Below are 19,362 nucleotides of genomic sequence, written 5' to 3'. Positions count from 1 at the left end.
GTGATGTTATTTTTCCAGTATCGTAAACGCTGTTTGTGTGCTGAGTTTTGATCCATCCTGATCAGTTACCGTAAACAGGAAGTCTGCACTCCCTGCCGGCGCATCGGTCGGAATATAAAAGTGTTTATGTACGTTAGTATTCTTCAATCCCTTAAACTCGCCCCAGGCTATACGCATATGCCAGTTGCCATTCCGCTGCCTGATCTCCACGGCCACCGTATCAATCTTAGTAGCCGCTTTTACATCTGCATTAAAATGAAAGTCCTGGCCGATATAACCTTTCGCTTCGTTTCCTGTCCCTATTTCTACGTTCGTAGCCACCGGTTGTGCAGGCGCTGCATCATCTTTTTTACAACCCGTCCATAATGCGGCGATGCATAATAATCCGGTCAGTAGTCTCATATAGCTGTATTGCATGAAAAAGGAATTTTAACGGTGAGAATGATGTTACGACCAGCTTCCGGTAAGCCGATAAGCCGGTAAAAACTGGTATGGTCGAGGTAACGGGTATTGAACACGTTTTGTACCTGTAAACTAAAAGCGATAGCCTGTTTTGCTGTCATCACTGATGTGCCGGCCTGGATGTTCAGCAGCCTGTACCCCGGTGTTTTTCGTTCCGGTGGCACAATGTTGTTCTGCGCGCCGGTAAACTGGTAGTCGGCGGAGAGGTAGGTGTTCTTCAAGATCTTAGGGGTATAGGTGAGGTTGATGTAAGCCGAAGGTGGCGGCGAGAAGGGCAGGGTATATCCTTCTTTATCACCCGATAACTGTTCTGCATACAGGTATTCGCCGGCTACTTCGGTGCTGATCGTTGACGTAAACTGGTACTTCGCCTGCAGCTCGGCACCATACCGCATCACGCGGCTTTGTGCGTATTGGAATACCTGGTTGCCTGCACCATAATAATAGTCGTGCTCCGCGGTCGGGTTCAGGTAAATATAATTGGGGAAGTAGTTGTAAAAAGGGCTCAACTGCACGTTCCATCTATCATCTTCATAACCAATGGCCACGTCAAACTGGTAAGAGGTTTCGGGGGATAAGGAAGCATTGCCTCGTTCATAACTGAAGTAGTGGTAGTTTACGCCATTGGCCGCCAGCTCCTTCGCAACAGGCATACGGAAGCTTTTGCCGATATTGGATTTGAGGAAGAAGTGTTCCTTGTTATAATTCAACCCGAGCGACCATACGAAGCTGTTAAAAGTACGGGTCATCGCATCCGCCCTTACTAACTTTTCGGGGCCCGAGTAAAACCAATCTGTGTATTGACGGGATTGTATGTGGCCATAATCGTACCGTAACGCGCCGTGTAACAGCCAGGCGTCGCTCAGTTGCAGCTTATCATATACGAACGCCCCGGCCGTATGTTGAGTAAATCCGGGTGTAAGAAAACTCCACCCGTTAATGTCATTCTGTTGTCTTTCCAGATTGAAACCTGCCACCAGCATATGTTTACCAAGCTGAAAGTTGTCTTTTGCATTGATAGAAAATACTTGCTTATCAAACTGCCGTTCCAGGTCAGAGGGGATGCGCATATCCTCCGGATAGTTGGCCGGCATATAGCCATGGTTTACATACTGGCTGTGTTCCTTACGCAGGTTATGTTGATAGGCGAGATCGAGTTCCCAGAGATGCCCGCCATTGCGGTAACTGTTACGATGCACCAGCTTGAAGTGGTTTACCTGTTGGCGTGGCAGTTGTATATCTCTTACAGATGCATCGTGCAGTTCGTTGTTTACCTTACGGGGCTCCAGCCCGTGCGCATTAGCGAAGAAGCCGCTGCGACTGAACACGTTGCTCACATACAACACCGATCTGAATTTGTTGCCCAGGTAACCCGTCTGGAAGTGTGCTGCCAGCTCTTTACCCGCGGTGTTGCGCAGGCGGTTGTCGTGCAGACTGGCCGCGAAGTCATAGATGTAAATCGTGTCCGCTGGTACTTTATAGTCCGCATAACTTTGCCAGGTAAATCTGCCGTCGGCAAACCATTTGTTACGCCGATGATACAGGTTGGCCGAGCCGCCGTACAACTGGTTGTTCGTTTTGCCGACCAGCGTTACCGATCCGCCGGAGCTGCCTGGTGCGGGCGGCGTGCCGGGCTTTACATCGATGGCGCCTGCAATCGCATCCGACCCATATACGAAAGATGCGGCGCCCTTTACGAGTGTAACTTCGCCTGCTGCAAACTGGTCCAGCTCAAGCCCGTGGTCCGCACCCCATTGCTGCCCTTCATGTTTCATGCCTTTATCCGTCACCACTACCCGGTTAAAGCCCAGGCCACGTACCAGCGGCTTCGACTGTCCCGAGCCGATGCCGATCGTTTTTACGCCAGGCAGTCGATCGAGTGTTTGCATAAGACTGCCGCCCAGGTGGCGCGATATATACTCGCTACCCACCGTTTCCGTAGAGAAGGCAGTTTCCCGCTTACGTTGTTCGGGGCGGTTGTCTTTTACCTCCACGCCATTTAGTAAAAGAGTGTCTTTCGTTTGTGCGAAAACGAGCGTGCACGGCCAGATGCCGAGGCACAGGAAAAATAGTTTCCTCATTACGGGTTAAGGCACATCAGTGCATTGCAGGAAGCATACGTTGCTCCTCGTGTTTACAAAATATCATTGAAAGTCGGCTGTACTAAGCCAGTGTGGGGCAGGAGGGCGGACCTTTATTACTGAAGCCCTGTAGGGTAAACTTGTAAATCCTTGCATAGGTTTTTCCGTTCAATACGATAGCCGCGGGTAGTGGCGTATCTAATATTGGTGGATGGGTTAACAGCAGTTCTTTACCTGCATGATTGTTACAATACGCACACACTTCGCAATCTTCGTCAGCATCGGCCACTGTTGTTGTTTCCGGGTGATGTGTATGCAGTACCTGTATGATGTTGGAGGAGAACAATAACGCCAACAACAGCAAGGCTCCCACCATGCTGTATAGTTTTCGGTTATTGATCGTCTTTCTCATAATTGAAGCAAAGTTGCATTATTTATTTCATACTTCCTATGGGAGGTGGGAAAAAAATATGGGCCGAGTGTAAGCCTCATTTCATGACCGATGACGAAAGAGGGCTGTACATCGTTATACGATATGTGCGGCACCACTTTGGGCAGCTTTTGCGCAAAGCCCGGCAAATCTTCATTTGGGGAAAATTAGCATTTGGATTTTCTATAAAGAAAGCGTAGTTTTATTACCAGCCATTTTAAAGTACGTTTATGAGAATTTGACAACACGTTATGATTATTTAAAACTAAAAACAACTACTTAGATCCCCCATTAGAAGATGTTTTTTTCAGGACCAGAATCTAATCGTAAAGAGCATTTTTTCTTGCGGGGTATCCGTTGAACGCCCAAACAGACCATTTTTCGCGCCATACTGCCTCTATCTTATTTCAAAGGCTTTTCATGCCTCATGACCGGTTTACTGTCCGGGCAGGGGTGATTTTTTACCACGTTTAAACTTGTTTATGATCAGAAAAAAATCGACGCTAAATCGAAGGCGGTAGCACCGCAAACAACACTAACAGAATTACATGCGCATCCATCCTGCAGCTTTTATCTATCATCGTTGGCTGCTTGTTTATTAATTACACGTCATGTTAAATGCGTCATGTAGATTTTAATTCTTAACACTTAAACCCGCAGAAAATGTATGTGTGGCGCTCTCGCGCGCGCATATAAAGCATTGTTGAAAATTTAATTCTGCAAAGATGAAAAAACGAACAAAATTTGCTTTACCCGAAGCAATACGGGTATCCCTTGTCTTTACCCTGGCATTCTTCCTCGTGCTATCGGCACAGGCGGGCATTTACCAGGAAGTAAGCATTAAAGGCCGCATCATTAATGAGGAAGATAAAACGCCTATCCCTGGTGTTGCGGTTCAGATCAAAGGCACAACTAAAGGCGCTATGACCGATGGTGATGGCAACTTTAAACTCAATGCCAAACCGGGCGACGTTATCGTATTAAGCTCCGTTGGTTTTACACAAAAAACATTTACGGTAGAAGCGGGCGTATCTACGTACGACCAAACACTTGCCTCTTCTAACAGTCAGCTGAACGAAGTAGTGGTAACGGGTTACTCTTCCCAAAGGGTGAAAGACCTTACCGGTTCCGTTGCGGTGGTGAATGTTAAACAGATGAAACAACAACCGGCTGCCAGCCCTGTAGAGGCCTTGCAAGGTAAAGCTACGGGTGTACAGATCATCAGCGATGGCGCTCCCGGTGCTACACCACAGATCAGGATCAGGGGTTTTAGTACCATTAACAACAACGATCCGCTGTATGTGGTAGACGGTGTTCCGTACGAGGGTAAATTGAGCTGGTTAAGCTCCGGCGATATCGAGAGCCTGCAGGTGTTGAAAGATGCTTCTGCCGCCTCTATTTACGGTGCCCGCGCTAACAACGGCGTAGTGATCATCACCACTAAAAAAGGTATCCAGGGCCCGCCCCGCGTTACCCTCGACGCTTACTACGGCGTACAGGTACCACAGCGCAACTCATTCCCTGAAATGATGAATCCTACGCAGTATGCTGACTACCTCTTCCAGTCTTTTAAGAATGCAGGTATTACGCCCGGCACTGCTGAAACTACAGGCAGCAACTACGGCACCGGCACCACGCCCGTACTGCCCGACTACCTGGTAGCGGGTAAAGCTACCGGTCAGAACGTAACTGCTGCGGATGCAGATCCTACCAAATATAACTATAGCCGCGATGGAGGTACTTTCTATCAGATAACCCGCGCCAACAAACAAGGTACTGACTGGTTCCGCGAAATCACGCGCGATGCGCCGATTCAGAATTATCAGCTGAACGTAAATGGTGGTGGTGAAAATGCTACCTACGCAATCTCCGGCGGTTATATGGGCCAGGAAGGTATTGTACGCCACACCGGTTACGAGCGTTATAACGTTCGTTCCAACACTACGTTCAAAATCTTCGACGATAGGGTACGCTTCGGCGAAAACATGCAATACAGCTACGAAGAGTTCTTCGGTGTTGGTGTGAACCCGAACGTTTCCGGCGATTACCAGGGAGAAGGTAGTGCGTTGGGTTTTGCTTACCGTATTCCTACGATCATTCCTGTTTACGACATCAATGGTAACTTTGCAGGCAGCCGCGGCGACAAGCTGGGGAACGCGCAAAACCCGTTAGCGATGTTGTATCGCGCAAAGGACAACGTGCAGAAACGTAACTTCTTCTTCGGTAACGTATTCGGCGAAGTAGACATCATTAAAGGTCTGACGGCTAAAACCAGCTTTGGTGTTCGTTACGAGAACTACTCCGGTATGACCATCGGTTATCCTAACCTGGAGTTCTCTGAAGGTAGCAACGCGAACAGTCTGAGCGAAAACTCCGGCTATAATAAGGACTGGACGTGGACCAACACGCTTACCTACAAATTGACTGCGGGTAAACATGTACTCACCGTATTAGGTGGCATAGAAGCCTATAAATACCGTGGCCGCTCGCTCACGGGCGGCAGGAACGAGTTTTTCCTCCTGGGTAACCTCGATTATTACTACCTGTCACGGGGCTCTGCGAATATCAATAACAACAGCACCGGCGGTATCAACTCGCTCTTCTCTATTTTCGGACGGGCCGACTATGCCTTTGCCGACAAATACCTGTTGAGTGCCACTGTACGCCGCGACGGTTCTTCTAACTTTGGCCCGGATAACAAATACGGTACCTTCCCCGCAGGTAGTGTGGCCTGGCGTTTATCGGAAGAGGCTTTCATGCAGGACGTAAGTTGGCTTGAAGACCTGAAGGTACGTGCAGGTTATGGTGTTACCGGTAACCAGCGTATTCCGGGCTTCCAATACCTGGCACGTTTTGAAAGCGCATTGGGCAACGCTGCTTATCCAATTACAGGCAGCGGTGTACAAACCGGTGTTTGGCAAAATGCCTATGCTAATCCAGGCATTAAATGGGAAGAGCTGCGGTCTCTCAACGTGGGCTTAGACTTCTCACTCATGTCTGGCGTACTGGATGGATCGTTTGATTGGTATACCCGTAAAACGAAAGACATGTTGTACAACCTGCCGCTGCCATCTATGGCTAGTGGTGAAGGATCAACGCCGTTCGTAAACATCGGCGATATGCAAAACGATGGTATCGAGATCAGCCTCAATTATCATTACACTGCCAAGCGCGACTTCAGTCTCGACTTCGGTGTGAACTTCTCCCGCAACGTGAACGAAATAGTAGCGCTGGCGCCTTCTGTCAGCCAGCAATTATACGGTGCGTTCAGGAGCCTTAGCACCAGCGTACTGAAAGCCGGCGCGCCATTCGGTTCTTTCTACGGTTACAAAGTTGCCGGCATTTACCAGAACGCACAGGAAGTAACGGCTGGTCCGTCTTACGACCGTGCAAGGGTAGGCGGTTTGAAATACCAGGATATTTCTGGTCCTGAGGGTAAACCCGATGGTAAGATCGATCCGAACGACCGTACCATCATTGGTAACCCGCATCCGGACTTCCTGTATTCTTTCAGCTTAAACCTGAAATACCGCAATTTCGACCTGGCGGCGTTCTTCAACGGCTCGCAGGGTAACGACCTGTATGAGGCTACACGTTATTTCACAGACTTTACCACCTTCGACGGCTCTGCCAGCACCCGGATGCTCGGTGCGTGGAGCCCGACCAATACGAGCAGCAAAATTCCTTCTCCTTACAGGGGCGCCTCTGACTTCGAATATGCTTCTTCCAGCTACTATGTGCAGGATGGCAGCTATTTCAGGATGAAGAACCTGCAGATCGGTTATACCATCCCAATGGAAAAAGCCCTGGGGGGTAAAGTGAAAAACCTGCGTGTATATGCGGGTGGTACCAACCTCTTTACGCTGACCAAATACACCGGTCTGGACCCGGAAGTAAGCCAAACCAACAGTACCTTCTCGGCACTGGGCGTTGACTTCGGTATTTATCCGGTGGGCAGGCAGTACATTTTAGGCGTAACAGCAGGTTTCTAACTCAAAAGCTTCAAATCATGAAAAAGATAAAATATTCAATCTACGTTTTACTGGTGGCCGTCATGTCTGGTTGTAGCGGCGACTTCCTGAAGCTTACGCCGCAGGGAGAACTGGTGGGCTCACAACTGGCTACTCCGGAGGGAGTAGAAGGTTTACTGATTGGTGCATATGGCCTGTTAAACGGCAACGTAAGCGGCACCTGGGGCAACTACGCATCCGCACCCAGCCAGTGGCTGATAGGCGAGGTAGCGGCCGATAATGCCCATAAAGGCAGTAACAATGGTGACCAGCCTAATATGAACCAGATCGAACTATACCAGGTAACCAGTACCAACGACAACCTCGAGGTAATGTGGAACCGTTATTTCGAAGGCATCGCCCGTTGTAATAACGTACTGCGTACGATCGCCGTGGTGCAGCAGGGCAGCGGTCCGAAATTCAGCGACGCGCGTGCACTCGAAGTACAGGCAGAAGCACGTTTACTCCGCGCGCACTACTACTTTTTCCTGCGCAGGGTGTTCGTAAAACTGCCTTACATCGACGAAACCATGACTACCGAACAGGCAGCCCAGGTAAAAAACGATGCAGAAGTATATCCAAAGATCGAAGCTGACCTGCAGTTTGCGATCGCCAATCTTACCAACGCCAAGCCTAAAAATGAAGTAGGGCGTGTTGATAAACTCGCAGCACAGGCATATCTCGGCAAAGTATATCTCTATCAAAAGAAATATGCGGAAGCCCTGCCACTGTTTAATACTGTGATAGCAGCCAAACCGGTGATCACGCAAGTGCCTTTCACCGATAACTTCGATGTAACCAAAGAGAACGGCCCGGAATCCATTTTTGCTGCACAGCACGCAGTAAACCCCGATGGTAGCGGCGATAACGCCAACATAGGCGACATGTTAGGAGGCTTTTACGGTAATGCACCGGTGAACTGCTGCGGCTTCTTTCAGCCCACGTTCGACCTGGTAAATGCCTTTAAAACAACTGCTGCAGGTTTGCCTTATCTCGACAACACCTACCGCGCTAACCCGATCAAATCCGATTACGGTTTGACCGGTGCAGCTAAAACAAACTTCAAACCTGATCAAACCGTAGTGGTAGACCCCCGCCTCGATTACACCGTAGGCCGCAGGGGCGTACCTTATCGTGATTGGGGACTGATGGAAGGCGACGCCTGGATTCGTGACCCGGCATACGCTGGTCCGTTTGTAGGCATGAAACACATGATCGAAAAAGAGCAGTTCGGAGGGCAAGCCGTGAAAGGCGCACTGCAAATCACCGGGCTGAACGTAAACATCATTCGCCTGGCCGACGTATACCTGATGGCCGCAGAGTGTCATATAGACGGTCCGGCGGTGAACCTGGCCGAAGCCCTAAGGCTGATCAATCTTATCCGCGCACGCGCGGCGTTGCTGCCGGCTAAACAGATAGACGGGGAGCAGCCGCTGTGTACCGCGTAAATCAATATCCTGCCTTCGCCAACGTAGCCTATGCCAGGAACGCCCTGATGTTCGAGCGGCGGCTGGAGCTGGCATTGGAGGGCCATCGTTTCTATGACCTCGTACGGTGGGGTACCGCTAAAACAGTGTTGGAAAGCTATTCAGCCTTCGAAGGCGGTATACTTTCGTCCTTTGCAGGCCTCACTTTTGATGCCAGCGATGCCATTTACCCGATCCCGCAACAGCAGATCGACCGTAGTCAGGGTGTACTGACGCAAAACTAGACGAGCGCACTAAAAGCAGCACCAGCGCACCGTGGCGAAAGCTGCGGTGCGCTTTTTTATGGCAGAGCCGGCACGGTTGGTACGCTGTTTGTAAATGTGATGTTGTAACCAAAGCAATCTTTATGAAAAAGATCATCATTGCATTAACATTAGTATTGGCAGCGGGCCGTTTATCAGCCCAGGAAGCAACAGAAATTACCGCAAAAAACTCATGGCTTAAAGCAGGGATCAGCGCAGGCGTTCCCATTGGAGAGGTGGCGCCGGTAAGCGCATTTACCCTGGGAGGAGAGCTGAAGGGCCAGCTGATGACAACACCACACTGGGGCATAGGTCTCACCGCAGGATATAACCACTTCTTCCCGAAAGATGATCATGATCACTTCGGCACCGTTCCATTGGGTGGTTTTGCCCGCTGGTACCCTAAGGCAAGCGGCTTCTTCGTAGGTACGGATATTGGCTATAGCCTTGTTACCGGCCCCGTTGAAAATACAGGCGGTTTCTTTGTTAAACCCCAATTGGGTTATCACAACTACAACTGGAACTTCTTTGCCTTCTATAACGGCGTTTACAGAAGCGCGGAACATGGCAGCAATATCCAGGCGGTAGGTATCGGAACCACATACAATATTCGCTTTAAGTAATTCTTTGTTACCATTATTGGGCCTAAGGGCTGTGCACAATGCGTGCACAGCCCTTTTTTATTTGCTCCCTAACCGTGAATAATCCATCAAAATCGATGGATTAGGCATTGCGGCCGTTTACCCCCCGGCGTACTTTTATGTTGTCAGGCTATATAGAGAAATCCCGGGTTACAGGGAAATATTGTAAATCAGTTTCAACCAAAGTTTCAGCTATGGATCGTCCCACTACCAACTGGGCCAGACGCCTATTCCACCATGCCGGCCCGCTATCCCTGGGCCCCGTGCTGTTATGGCTCTTATGCTTTTTTTCAGTCATTCCTTACAAGCGCAGTCGCCATCGAAGTTTCGCGTGGCAGGCGTTGTAAAAGACACCACAGGAACCGGTATCCCGGGGGTGAGTGTGTACATTGCCAAAGATCGCAGTGTAGGCACAGCTACCGATTCTGATGGTAAATTCGTGCTCGAAGTAACCGCAGGCGATGTGATCGCGTTATCTTCAATTGGTTTTGCAGAAGGGCGTTTTGTGGCCGACCCTTCTAACAGGCAGGTATCTGTTGTACTACGTCCTAATGAAGGACAGATTTCTGAAGTGGTGGTAACTGCATTTGGTAAAAAAGAACGCCGCGAGGCTGTGGTTGGCTCTGTGGCCACGATCAGCCCCGGCAAATTAAAGATCCCTTCCAGTAACCTGACCAATGCCCTCGCCGGACAAATCGCCGGTGTGGTAGCCTATCAACGTAGCGGCCAGCCCGGGCTCGATAACTCCACCTTCTTCGTAAGGGGCGTTACCACGTTCGGTTACAAGCAGGACCCGCTCATCCTGGTAGATAACGTGGAGCTTACCTCCAACGACCTCGCCCGTTTACAGGTGGACGATATCGCTACTTTCTCTATCCTGAAAGATGCGAGTGCCACGGCATTGTACGGTGCCCGCGGTGCGAACGGTGTTATCCTCGTTACGACGAAAGAAGGCGCCGAAGGTAAAGCACGCATCAACATCAGGTTAGAAAACTCTATCTCTAAACCAACACAGAATATTAAGATCGCCAACCCCGTTCGTTACATGGAACTGTACAACGAGGCGATCGCTACCCGTGAGGTAACCGGTGCTACACTTTTCAGTGCCAACAAGATTTTCTTCACGCAGCAAACGATGAACAATGCGCCCGGCAGCAATCCATATGTGTACCCCGCAGTGGATTGGCTGGATGTGATGTTTAAAGACCAGACCAATAACCAGCGCGCCAATGCGAGTGTTAGCGGTGGGGGTAAAGTAGCGCGCTACTACATCGGTGGTTCTTACAACGTGGACAACGGTATCCTCAAAGTAAGCCCGATGAACGACTTCAATAACAACGTTAAGTTGCAAAACTACCAGCTGCGCTCTAACGTGAACATCAATATCACACCCACTACCGAAGCAATCCTGCGTTTGTCCGGTACATTCGACGAGTACAATGGTCCCATTACACAAGATGGCTCGTTCTCCTCAGACCTGTACTATTGGGCGCTGCATACCAGCCCGGTAAGGTTCCCTGCCTTTTATCCGGCCGATCCGTCGATGGGGATTAATACCCACATCCTGTTCGGAAACGCCACGGCCGAAGGTTCCAACTCTAACACACCTGGTTTCATAAATCCTTATGCAGAAATGATGCGCGGCTTTAAGTCGTTCTCCCGTTCCCGCATGAGCGCACAGCTGGAGCTGAACCAGAAACTAAACTTCATCACAGAAGGCCTGAACTTTAAAGGCATCTTCAACACGAACCGCTATTCTTACTTTGACCTGAGCCGCAAGTACAATCCGTTTTACTACCAGGTTTCGTCGTACGACCGCCTGGCAGATAAGTACTCGCTGTACTGGATCAACAGCTTGCCGGGACAGGCGACGGAGTACCTGAGTTTTAATGCGAACGAGCAGTTTAAAGACATCAACACGTTTGCTTACTTCCAGGGTATTATTGATTACAGCCGCCAGTTCGGTAAGAACCATAACATAGCCGCAGCGCTCATTGGCAGTCGCCAGGAACGTTTGTACGCCAACGCGGTAGATGCGAATGGTAACGCCAGCCTGCAATTATCGCTGCCTTACCGTAACCTGGGCTTGTCGGGCCGCGCTTCGTATAACTACGCCAGCCGCTACTTTGTAGAGTTCAACTTTGGTTACAACGGTTCAGAAAGGTTCGCAGAAAAAAACCGCTACGGTTTCTTCCCGACCATCGGTGGTTCCTGGATCATTTCGAGAGAACCTTTCTGGCAGGATAACTTAGCCAAAGTGGTGAACAAATTGAAAGTCCGTGCGAGCCATGGTCTCGTTGGTAACGACGCTATCGGTGCGCAACGTTTCTTCTACCTTTCCGATGTAAACCTGAATGGTGGTAACTCCGCTTACTTTGGCCAGGATAACGCTATGGTAAGGCCAGGTGTGAGCATCAACAACTATCCGAACGAAGACGTAACCTGGGAAACATCGCGCCAGACCAACTTAGGTTTGGAGTTTACGGTATTCAATAGTCTGAACGTGATCGCTGAGGTGTACAAGCAGCATCGGTATAACATCCTGATGGGCCGCGCGTCCATTCCCGGCTCTACCGGCCTGGAGGCGCCCGTGAGTGCGAACCTGGGTACGACTGACAGTCGTGGTATCGATCTTTCTGCCGACTATAGCAAAAACTTCACGAACGGTTTCTGGATGAGCGGTCGTGCTAACTTCACCTTTTCACAGAATAAGTACGGTTACTACGAGCAGCCTGCTTACGAAGAGCCATGGCGCCTGCTGAACGGTCAGAAAATCAACGTACGCTGGGGTTATATCGCCGAACGTTTATTCGTTGACGATAAGGAAGCTGCTGCTTCGCCCACCCAGCAATTCGGTGCCGGTAACAGCGCGCCACGCGGCGGCGATATCAAATATCGCGACATGAACGGTGATGGCAAAATATCTGAAGCCGACCAGGTGTTCCTCGGTTTGCCGAGCGTGCCTGAAATTGTTTATGGTGCCGGTATTTCCATGGGTTACAAAGGTTTCGACGTAAGCGGCTTCCTGCAAGGTGCCGCACGTACCTCGTTCTTTATCGACCCAACTGCGGTAAGTCCTTTCATCAACAACAGGCAGGTATTACAGGTGTTTGCCGACAGCCACTGGTCAGAAGAAAACCAGGACCTGTACGCGAAATATCCACGCCTGGGTACTCAAACCAAGTACATCGCCAACAACCTGCAAACCAGCTCCTGGTGGATGCGTAACGGTGCTTTCCTGCGCCTGAAGTCGCTGGAGGTAGGTTATACACTGCCTGACAGGCTGGCGAAGAAGGCTTATCTCACCAATTGTCGGATTTACTTTAACGGGCTTAACCTGCTCACCTTTAGTCGCTTTAAGGACTGGGATCCTGAACTGTCGTCCAACGCGTTCAGCTATCCTTTACAGAAAGTGTTTAACGTGGGTCTTAATGTTAACCTGTAAAACCAAGTGGTATGAAATTTTCGAGACAACTATTGATATATGTGCTGATGGTGGTAGCCGGCAGTTCCTGCAAGGATTACCTGGACGTAACGCCGGATAACGTTGCGACCATCGACTACGCCTTCCGCAACCGCAACGAGGCGGAGAACTACTTATTCACCTGCTACTCCACGCTGCAAAGCATGAGTAACAAAATCGCCGATCCTGCATTTACTACTTCGGGAGAAATATTTTTCCCTTCTGACCTGCAGGAGCCAACACTCGGCAGCGATGCCGCAGAAGCAGGTTTCCACCTCATACAAGGCAGGCAAACATCTGACCAGCCGGTAATGAACTACTGGAACGGAGAGTCGCTGGGACAGCCATTGTACAGGGCCATCAGGCGCTGTAACCTGTTCCTGGAGAACATCGACAAACCGAAGGACCTGAACAGCTCGGAAAAACGTCGCTGGATAGCCGAGGTGAAATTCCTGAAAGCGTATTACCATTTTCATTTGCTGCGCATGTACGGACCAATTCCCGTAGTGCGTGTAAACCTGCCTATCACGGCAGGCGCAGGTGAAGTAAGGTTGAAGCGCGAACCGGTTGACACTGTGTTCAGCTACGTGAAGCAACTGCTCGACGAAGCTGCGCCGGACCTGCCGTTCGTAATACAGGACCCCGCGCAAAGCCTGGGACGTATCACCCAACTGATCGCCTTATCAGTAAAAGCAGAAGTGTTGATGACGCAGGCAAGCCCGTTTTTTAACGGTAACGTGGATTATGCAGGATTTGCTTATCCTGGCGAAGCCCCGTTGTTCCCGCAAACATATGTTGCCGCTAAATGGGATACCGCTTTAAACGCCTGTCGTGCAGCCGTGGAGGCCAGCGAAATGGCGGGTTTAAAACTGTATAAGTTCATCGCACCAGGTAACCTGCCTGCGCTGCCTGCTCCACTGAAAGCCGTAATGGACCTGCGCCACGCGATCGGTGAGAAGTGGGAGCAGAACCCGGAAATGATCTGGGCGCTGAACCCGGTATTTAACCTGCAGGGCATGTGTATGCCGCGTGTGGACGATAAAATGGTGGCCAACTTGGGTGGCGCGCCTGGCAACTTTGCCGTGCCGCTGTTCATGGCCGAACTGTTTTATTCCAAGAATGGTGTTCCGCTGAATGAGGACCGCAGCTTCGACTTCCGTAACCGCTACAGTGTAGAAACGGTTACCGCTGCCGATAAATATTATATGCACGAAGGCTATCAGACCGCCAAATTACACTTCGGCCGCGAACCGCGTTTCTATTCATCCCTCTCCTTCGATGGCAGCAATTACTTCGGTAATGCTTACACGGAGAATGTGGAAGCAATGGCTTACGTAAATGCCCGCGGTCCCAGTTCTACAGCTGGTCCGAAGGATAAGATCCGTGTGAATGTTACAGGCTACTGGCCGCAGAAGCTGGTGAACTACCAGAGCGTTTTCGGTGAACAGGTTATTACTGTGCCTGTACGTATTCCGATGATTCGCCTTGCAGGCCTTTACCTGCTGTATGCAGAAGCATTGAACGAAGTAAACGGACCGTCTGCCGAGGCTTATAAATATATCGACCTGGTACGCGAACGTGCCGGACTGCAAGGCGTCGTGCAATCATGGACAACGCACTCCAGCAACCCTGGCAAAGCCAATACGAAAGATGGCTTGCGCCAGATCATCCAGCAGGAGCGCAGGATAGAACTGGCCTTTGAAGGTCGCGTAGGTTGGGACTTGCGTCGCTGGAAAGTGATGCAACAGGTTCTGGCCAATCCTATCCAGGGATGGGATATTTACCAGGCCGACCCACAGGCGTATTATCGTCCAAGAACATTAGTGGTGCCGGTATTTGGGTTGAAAGATTACCTCTGGCCGATTAAGTACGACGAGCTGGTAGTAAACCCTAACCTGATCCAAAACCCTTATTGGTAATTTTTAAGATTAGACTATGCAGATCTTCAAATACAGATTACTGGCGATCCTGGCTTTTCTGCCGCTGCTGCTGGCCGCGTGCGGGGAGAAGGAGAGTTATAACGACATAGCGGATACGAACCGCACCCAGCCCGGCCCGGTGACGAATGTGCGCACAGCTAACTTCGCCGGCGGGTCTGTGATTACTTACACACTGCCTAAAGCATCCAACCTGTTGTATGTAATGGCGGAGTATAAGATCAATGATAAAGTAGTGCGCCGCGCCAAATCTTCTTACTATTCCGATACCATTACTGTGGATGGATTTGAGAAAGAAGGCGACTACGACGTAACCCTTTGGGCCGTGACCAGGGCAGAAGTAAAGTCTGACCCGGTAACGATCAAAGTATCGCCGGAGAAGCCGCCGTACCTCGAGGCTTTTGCTACCGTGCAGATCCAGCGAGACTTTGGTGGCGCTAACATCACGGTTACGAATCACACCAAACAAATGATCGGTGTGATCGTGATTGCGGAAGACAGCACCTCGGGCCGTATGGAGCCGATCGAGCAAAACCGCACCGATGCAGAGTTTGTGAATTTCAGTGTAAGAGGATTCGATACTGCAGAACATAAGTTCGGCGTATACATCACCGATCGCTGGGGCAACATCTCCGACACACAGTTTGTCACGTTAAAGCCAATTTACGAAACCCTGGTACCTAAAAACAGGTTCAGCGAGTACCGCTTGCCTACCGATGCACCACTGGGCGCTACCAGCCTTGGCTGGAACACTGCTCGTCTTTGGGACGGCATCACCACCGATCCGGGATGGCATACACAATCCGGCGCAGGCAGGTTGTTGCAGATCTGTACGTTCGATATGGGTGTTTCCGTGAAGCTGAGCCGCTACAAGTTGTGGGAGCGGGGAGAAGCTTACGGTAATGACTACTCGTACGGCCACGGTAACCCTAAAACCTGGACGCTCTGGGGCTCTAACGTAGCTGCGCCGCAGGATGCACCGCTGCCGCTGACCTCCAATCCGGGTGATGTGGCAGGCGATTGGGTAAACCTTGGCAACTTCGATTGCCCGCCGCCTATTTCCGGTAACGCGCCTGGTCAAACGACGAGCGCCGACCTGGAGCAGGTAAAAGCAGGCTTCGAGTTCAATATTCCTTTAACGGCGCCGAAAGTACGTTTCATTCGCCTGGCGGTGAAAACTTCGTGGGGTAATACCGACTTCGCGCACGTAATGGAATTGTCTTTCTGGGGTGATACTAAATAGATATCCTAAAAACGCTAACAGATGAAACTAAAAATAGTAAGCGCGCTCCTTTTACTGCTGGCCGTTTGTGCCTGCGATAAAGACGCCGACAAATACCGTGATTACCTGGATGGCCAGGAAATCGTTTACCCGGGCTTGCCCAACAGCCTCACAGCGGCTCCCGGCAACTACCGGATACAGCTGTCATGGAAGCCCGGTCCCGACCCGTCTGTGATGAAGTACCGGGTATTCTGGAATAATGGTAAAGACTCCGTGGAGGTGTCCCGTGGAGCACATACTACTTCGGATACAATTGAAGTACTGGTACCGAACTTAACCGAATACACTTACTCTTTTACGATTTATGCTTATGATGACAAGGGACACCGTTCTGTTCCGCTGAGTGCTGCCAACATTAAGGTGTTTGGTAACAGCTACCGCGCGAGCCTCACGAACCGTTTCATCGTTGCCGCCAAACCTTACGAGCTGGTGCCGGAAGGTATCCGCCTGTTCTTTGAAGACGCGGACACCATCAACACGGGTACCCGTATCCGTTACACGGGTAATGATGATGCCACACATTACAGTGTTCTTAAGGCAGAAGAAAATACGATCGTACTTGAAGATTATAAGTCCGGTACGCCGGTGTATTATCGCTCTTCTTACATCCCGGTGGCCAATGCCATCGATACCTTCAGCGTAGCGAAGGGAGAAGATTCGATAACAAACATTCTGGCGCCGCTGGATAAGAGCTTGTTCTCCATTGTGAGGTTGCCGAACGACGCCAATCCGTATGGTGGCGATACAGATCTGGATAACCTTTGGGATGGCTCTGTGGGCCCCCAGGGTTATCCTAACATCTGGCACAGCAATGGCGACAGACCTCTTCCACACCACTTCACGTTTGATATGGGCAGGGTCTATCCAGGCCTGGCCCTTTTTGAAATCACTGGTCGAGATGGTTATCACAACCCTGTACAGTTTGAAGTGTGGGGTACCGACAATCTCACGAACGCAGTGACGACGCTGCCGGGCAACAACCCTGGCTGGAAGGCGGAAGCCATCGCCAAAGGCTGGAAGCTGCTCAAGGAAGTAACCCGTCCGGATAATGGCATTGCACCTTACAAGGTGGAATTTGACGAAGGATTACCAGCAGTGCGTTACATCCGCATCCGTGTAGTGAAAGTAGCGAGTAACGACAATGCTTACAGCAACCTGAGTGAATTAACGTTCTGGCGTAAATAGCGATTATCGCTGTTTGCCCCGCAATGTGCGGTATTGTTCCGGCGATATCTCCATCAGTTTCTTAAACAGCCTGGAGAAGTAGTACGGATCTTCATAACCTACCGCATTCGACACGTCTTTGATTTTCATCGACGGATCATATAACAACTGGCATGCCTTCTGGATCTTCAATTGAATGAAGTAATCTATGACAGACATGCCAGTTGCTTTTTTAAACTTTTCTGCAAAATAAGATGGCGACAACTGCCGGCGCGCAGCAAAGTCCTCCACGGTCAGTTTCGATGCGATATGGGCCCGCATGAACAAAGCAGTATCGGTCACCAGGTCGGGCGTATCATTGGCAGGCGCCGGACTGTGTTTTTCAGGATATAAGAAAGTGGAAACGAAATGTGGTAAGGCCAGGTTGGCATTCATCAGGTTGTCTGTTCCGTAACCCATTTCCAGGCTTTGGTACATATCCTGCCAGATGTTGATCGCCTTTTCATTAAACACAATATCCTGCGGACCATCCTTTTCGCTGATGCGCAGTGTGACGTTAAAGTCCTTCATTTCCGGGCCGCTGTAATGCACCCAGTAGATCGTCCATGGGTCTTCGTCATCCGCCCCATAACGTAAATATTGTTTGGTTGCAGGAATGTGGATGAACTGATTCGGTCCTACGTGGTGCAGTTTATTGCCCAGCATATACCAGCCTTTCCCACGAAGGCAATAGATCAGGATATTATCGGCGCAGCCCTTTTTCCTTTCCCGGAAATGATGCGCCGCTTTAGGAAAGTACCCGATATGTTTAATGAAAATGCGACTTACGGGGAGTCCGCCCCGGTGCAGCTTATTATACACGATAGGAGGCAGGCTGATGAGCTTCTGTCCGTCGAAGCCATCCCTCCGTTTTTGCTGAAGCATCTTTTGAATGGTTGGTTGCTGGGAGTAATATAGTGAGTTTTACCGTGTTGGAGAAATAAGTACATTTGCCGCATCAATTCAGAAGATTATGCATGGCAGGTACAGAAAAGACATTTATCCGGGTTTAGAGGTATCCATCATCCTGAAAAAAGACCAGCGCAGCGGCAAATTGACGCCGGGTGTTGTAAAAGATATACTTACCTCTGCGCCTTATCATTCCCGCGGTATTAAAGTGCGGCTGGAAGACGGTCAGGTAGGTCGTGTGGCCCAGATTGAAGGTTAACCTGCGAAGGCCGTAGCCCCTGGCTTAAAAAAAGATAACATCCCGCCATAAAATATTATATTTAATTTGTAGGTATCCCTGTTTCACGTTAACCTGTTTTTAGTATTCAATCATCCCCTATATGACCCTCAATGAGTTAAATAACATTCTGCTCAATGGTCACAACCTGAGCGATTTTATCAGCCTCCTGAGAGAACACCGCGGCAGTGTGGTGCTGTTAGGCAATGTACTGCAAGGCGAGCAGGAAGAGTTGGACGAGCGGCTGATCATCCGTAATAACGAATTTTACATCAACACCTGGGAGTTCGATTACCAGCCGGAAGGCATTGCGACGGTGAGTCTATCGGGCGTGTTCGACCTCGAGTTGGCAGACTTTTTCGGCCTGTACCCGGAGTATGAAAAGAAGTATGTTCCTAATGAGGATTGCTATTTCCTGTACTTCCGTAACAGCGGCGAACAACCCGGCGACTACTGCATGACTGTTGCAGGGAAGGAGCTGGATGCCGGGGAAGATGTAGAAATTACTTATTTACGGCTAAAATTCAGTGGCAAAGGCGAGGTTTAACGGTCCAGATGTCGTAAATTGAATCCCCCGGGAAAGAAATGGCACTTCCCCGCGGAGTTAAACCGATTGCAATATGAATAAAGACACAGCCATTCTAAACATAGTAGAGGCTATTCAAAAAGCCTTTCCTACTGACTTCTGGACAGCCACCAGCTTTTGGGACGAGGATGAACATGCGGTAGGATTGGTACGTAAGAGTAAACTGGTATATATTTCCAATTCAGATTTTAGTGCCTTGCCGGCCGACGATATGCGGTATTACGCAGAGTTTGAGCATATAGACATGGAATCGCTGGAAAAGCGCCCGGAGAAAACATTCGAGCGTATTACCAAAGAGCAGCTGATCAACGAAATGCGCGAAATTAAATTCGAATAGGCGCGCGTTCTGTAA

15 protein-coding genes are annotated in these 19,362 nt (G+C 50.0%); 11 read left to right on the top strand and 4 right to left on the bottom strand.

Annotation, left to right across the window (positions count from 1 at the left end; genetic code table 11):
* Positions 1–6: 6 nt before the first annotated feature.
* From MKQ68_RS13945 to MKQ68_RS13935, 3 genes are all read right to left on the bottom strand, one after another.
* Entirely contained in the window at positions 7–402 is a 396-nt protein-coding gene (locus MKQ68_RS13945) for a DUF4625 domain-containing protein (protein ID WP_264279669.1), read from the bottom strand.
* Positions 399–2,543 carry a TonB-dependent receptor gene (locus tag MKQ68_RS13940; protein ID WP_264279668.1) on the bottom strand — a complete coding sequence of 715 codons (2,145 nt, stop codon included), beginning with the start codon at positions 2,541–2,543 and terminating at the stop codon, positions 399–401. The genes MKQ68_RS13945 and MKQ68_RS13940 overlap by 4 nt, the downstream gene beginning before the upstream one ends.
* Before the next feature lie 82 nt (positions 2,544–2,625).
* The gene (locus tag MKQ68_RS13935; protein ID WP_264279667.1) at positions 2,626–2,955 is read right to left on the bottom strand and encodes a hypothetical protein; all 330 of its coding nucleotides are present in this window, start codon (positions 2,953–2,955) and stop codon (positions 2,626–2,628) included.
* Positions 2,956–3,698: 743 nt separating this feature from the next.
* On the opposite strand from MKQ68_RS13935, the gene MKQ68_RS13930 reads away from it, so the two are divergent.
* From MKQ68_RS13930 to MKQ68_RS13895, 8 genes are all read left to right on the top strand, one after another.
* Positions 3,699–6,965: a SusC/RagA family TonB-linked outer membrane protein gene (locus MKQ68_RS13930; RefSeq protein WP_264279666.1), complete on the top strand. Its 3,267-nt coding sequence runs from the start codon at positions 3,699–3,701 to the stop codon at positions 6,963–6,965.
* Between the two features lie 17 nt (positions 6,966–6,982).
* Positions 6,983–8,431 carry a RagB/SusD family nutrient uptake outer membrane protein gene (locus MKQ68_RS13925; RefSeq protein ID WP_264279665.1) on the top strand — a complete coding sequence of 483 codons (1,449 nt, stop codon included), beginning with the start codon at positions 6,983–6,985 and terminating at the stop codon, positions 8,429–8,431.
* Entirely contained in the window at positions 8,419–8,694 is a 276-nt protein-coding gene (locus MKQ68_RS13920; protein WP_264279664.1) for a RagB/SusD family nutrient uptake outer membrane protein, read from the top strand. Before MKQ68_RS13925 ends, MKQ68_RS13920 begins: the two co-directional genes overlap by 13 nt.
* Positions 8,695–8,816: 122 nt before the next feature.
* Positions 8,817–9,335, top strand: a complete 519-nt coding sequence (locus MKQ68_RS13915) for a hypothetical protein (RefSeq protein ID WP_264279663.1) — start codon at positions 8,817–8,819, stop codon at positions 9,333–9,335.
* 298 nt (positions 9,336–9,633) lie between these two features.
* Entirely contained in the window at positions 9,634–12,798 is a 3,165-nt protein-coding gene (locus MKQ68_RS13910; protein ID WP_264279662.1) for a SusC/RagA family TonB-linked outer membrane protein, read from the top strand.
* Between the two features lie 11 nt (positions 12,799–12,809).
* Positions 12,810–14,735, top strand: coding sequence for a RagB/SusD family nutrient uptake outer membrane protein (locus MKQ68_RS13905; RefSeq protein ID WP_264279661.1), 1,926 nt, complete (start codon positions 12,810–12,812; stop codon positions 14,733–14,735).
* A gap of 16 nt (positions 14,736–14,751) precedes the next feature.
* Positions 14,752–15,996 (top strand): DUF5000 domain-containing lipoprotein, encoded by a 1,245-nt coding sequence (locus tag MKQ68_RS13900; RefSeq protein ID WP_264279660.1) that lies wholly within the window; start codon positions 14,752–14,754, stop codon positions 15,994–15,996.
* A 21-nt stretch (positions 15,997–16,017) separates the two neighbouring features.
* Positions 16,018–17,220, top strand: a complete 1,203-nt coding sequence (locus MKQ68_RS13895) for a DUF4998 domain-containing protein (protein WP_264279659.1) — start codon at positions 16,018–16,020, stop codon at positions 17,218–17,220.
* A gap of 3 nt (positions 17,221–17,223) precedes the next feature.
* Here the strand turns inward: MKQ68_RS13895 and MKQ68_RS13890 are convergent, their stop codons facing one another.
* Positions 17,224–18,123: an AraC family transcriptional regulator gene (locus MKQ68_RS13890; protein ID WP_264279658.1), complete on the bottom strand. Its 900-nt coding sequence runs from the start codon at positions 18,121–18,123 to the stop codon at positions 17,224–17,226.
* Between the two features lie 88 nt (positions 18,124–18,211).
* Here MKQ68_RS13890 and MKQ68_RS13885 point away from each other — a divergent pair, with 88 nt between their 5' ends.
* From MKQ68_RS13885 to MKQ68_RS13875, 3 genes are all read left to right on the top strand, one after another.
* Positions 18,212–18,406, top strand: coding sequence for a YwbE family protein (locus tag MKQ68_RS13885; RefSeq protein WP_264279657.1), 195 nt, complete (start codon positions 18,212–18,214; stop codon positions 18,404–18,406).
* A 121-nt stretch (positions 18,407–18,527) separates the two neighbouring features.
* Complete coding sequence (locus MKQ68_RS13880) at positions 18,528–18,971, top strand: hypothetical protein (protein ID WP_264279656.1); 444 nt, start codon at positions 18,528–18,530, stop codon at positions 18,969–18,971.
* 73 nt (positions 18,972–19,044) lie between these two features.
* Entirely contained in the window at positions 19,045–19,347 is a 303-nt protein-coding gene (locus tag MKQ68_RS13875; protein ID WP_264279655.1) for a hypothetical protein, read from the top strand.
* Positions 19,348–19,362: the final 15 nt, after the last annotated feature.

Source organism: Chitinophaga horti, assembly GCF_022867795.2.
GTDB lineage: Bacteria > Bacteroidota > Bacteroidia > Chitinophagales > Chitinophagaceae > Chitinophaga > Chitinophaga horti.
This window is presented reverse-complemented; position numbering and strand designations above follow the sequence as displayed.

Coding starts and splice junctions, on each gene's coding strand:
- MKQ68_RS13945 (WP_264279669.1), bottom strand. CDS start 402: ATGAGACTACTGACCGGATTATTATGCATCGCCGCATTATGGACGGGT.
- MKQ68_RS13940 (WP_264279668.1), bottom strand. CDS start 2,543: ATGAGGAAACTATTTTTCCTGTGCCTCGGCATCTGGCCGTGCACGCTC.
- MKQ68_RS13935 (WP_264279667.1), bottom strand. CDS start 2,955: ATGAGAAAGACGATCAATAACCGAAAACTATACAGCATGGTGGGAGCC.
- MKQ68_RS13930 (WP_264279666.1), top strand. CDS start 3,699: ATGAAAAAACGAACAAAATTTGCTTTACCCGAAGCAATACGGGTATCC.
- MKQ68_RS13925 (WP_264279665.1), top strand. CDS start 6,983: ATGAAAAAGATAAAATATTCAATCTACGTTTTACTGGTGGCCGTCATG.
- MKQ68_RS13915 (WP_264279663.1), top strand. CDS start 8,817: ATGAAAAAGATCATCATTGCATTAACATTAGTATTGGCAGCGGGCCGT.
- MKQ68_RS13910 (WP_264279662.1), top strand. CDS start 9,634: ATGCTTTTTTTCAGTCATTCCTTACAAGCGCAGTCGCCATCGAAGTTT.
- MKQ68_RS13905 (WP_264279661.1), top strand. CDS start 12,810: ATGAAATTTTCGAGACAACTATTGATATATGTGCTGATGGTGGTAGCC.
- MKQ68_RS13900 (WP_264279660.1), top strand. CDS start 14,752: ATGCAGATCTTCAAATACAGATTACTGGCGATCCTGGCTTTTCTGCCG.
- MKQ68_RS13895 (WP_264279659.1), top strand. CDS start 16,018: ATGAAACTAAAAATAGTAAGCGCGCTCCTTTTACTGCTGGCCGTTTGT.
- MKQ68_RS13890 (WP_264279658.1), bottom strand. CDS start 18,123: ATGCTTCAGCAAAAACGGAGGGATGGCTTCGACGGACAGAAGCTCATC.
- MKQ68_RS13885 (WP_264279657.1), top strand. CDS start 18,212: ATGCATGGCAGGTACAGAAAAGACATTTATCCGGGTTTAGAGGTATCC.
- MKQ68_RS13880 (WP_264279656.1), top strand. CDS start 18,528: ATGACCCTCAATGAGTTAAATAACATTCTGCTCAATGGTCACAACCTG.
- MKQ68_RS13875 (WP_264279655.1), top strand. CDS start 19,045: ATGAATAAAGACACAGCCATTCTAAACATAGTAGAGGCTATTCAAAAA.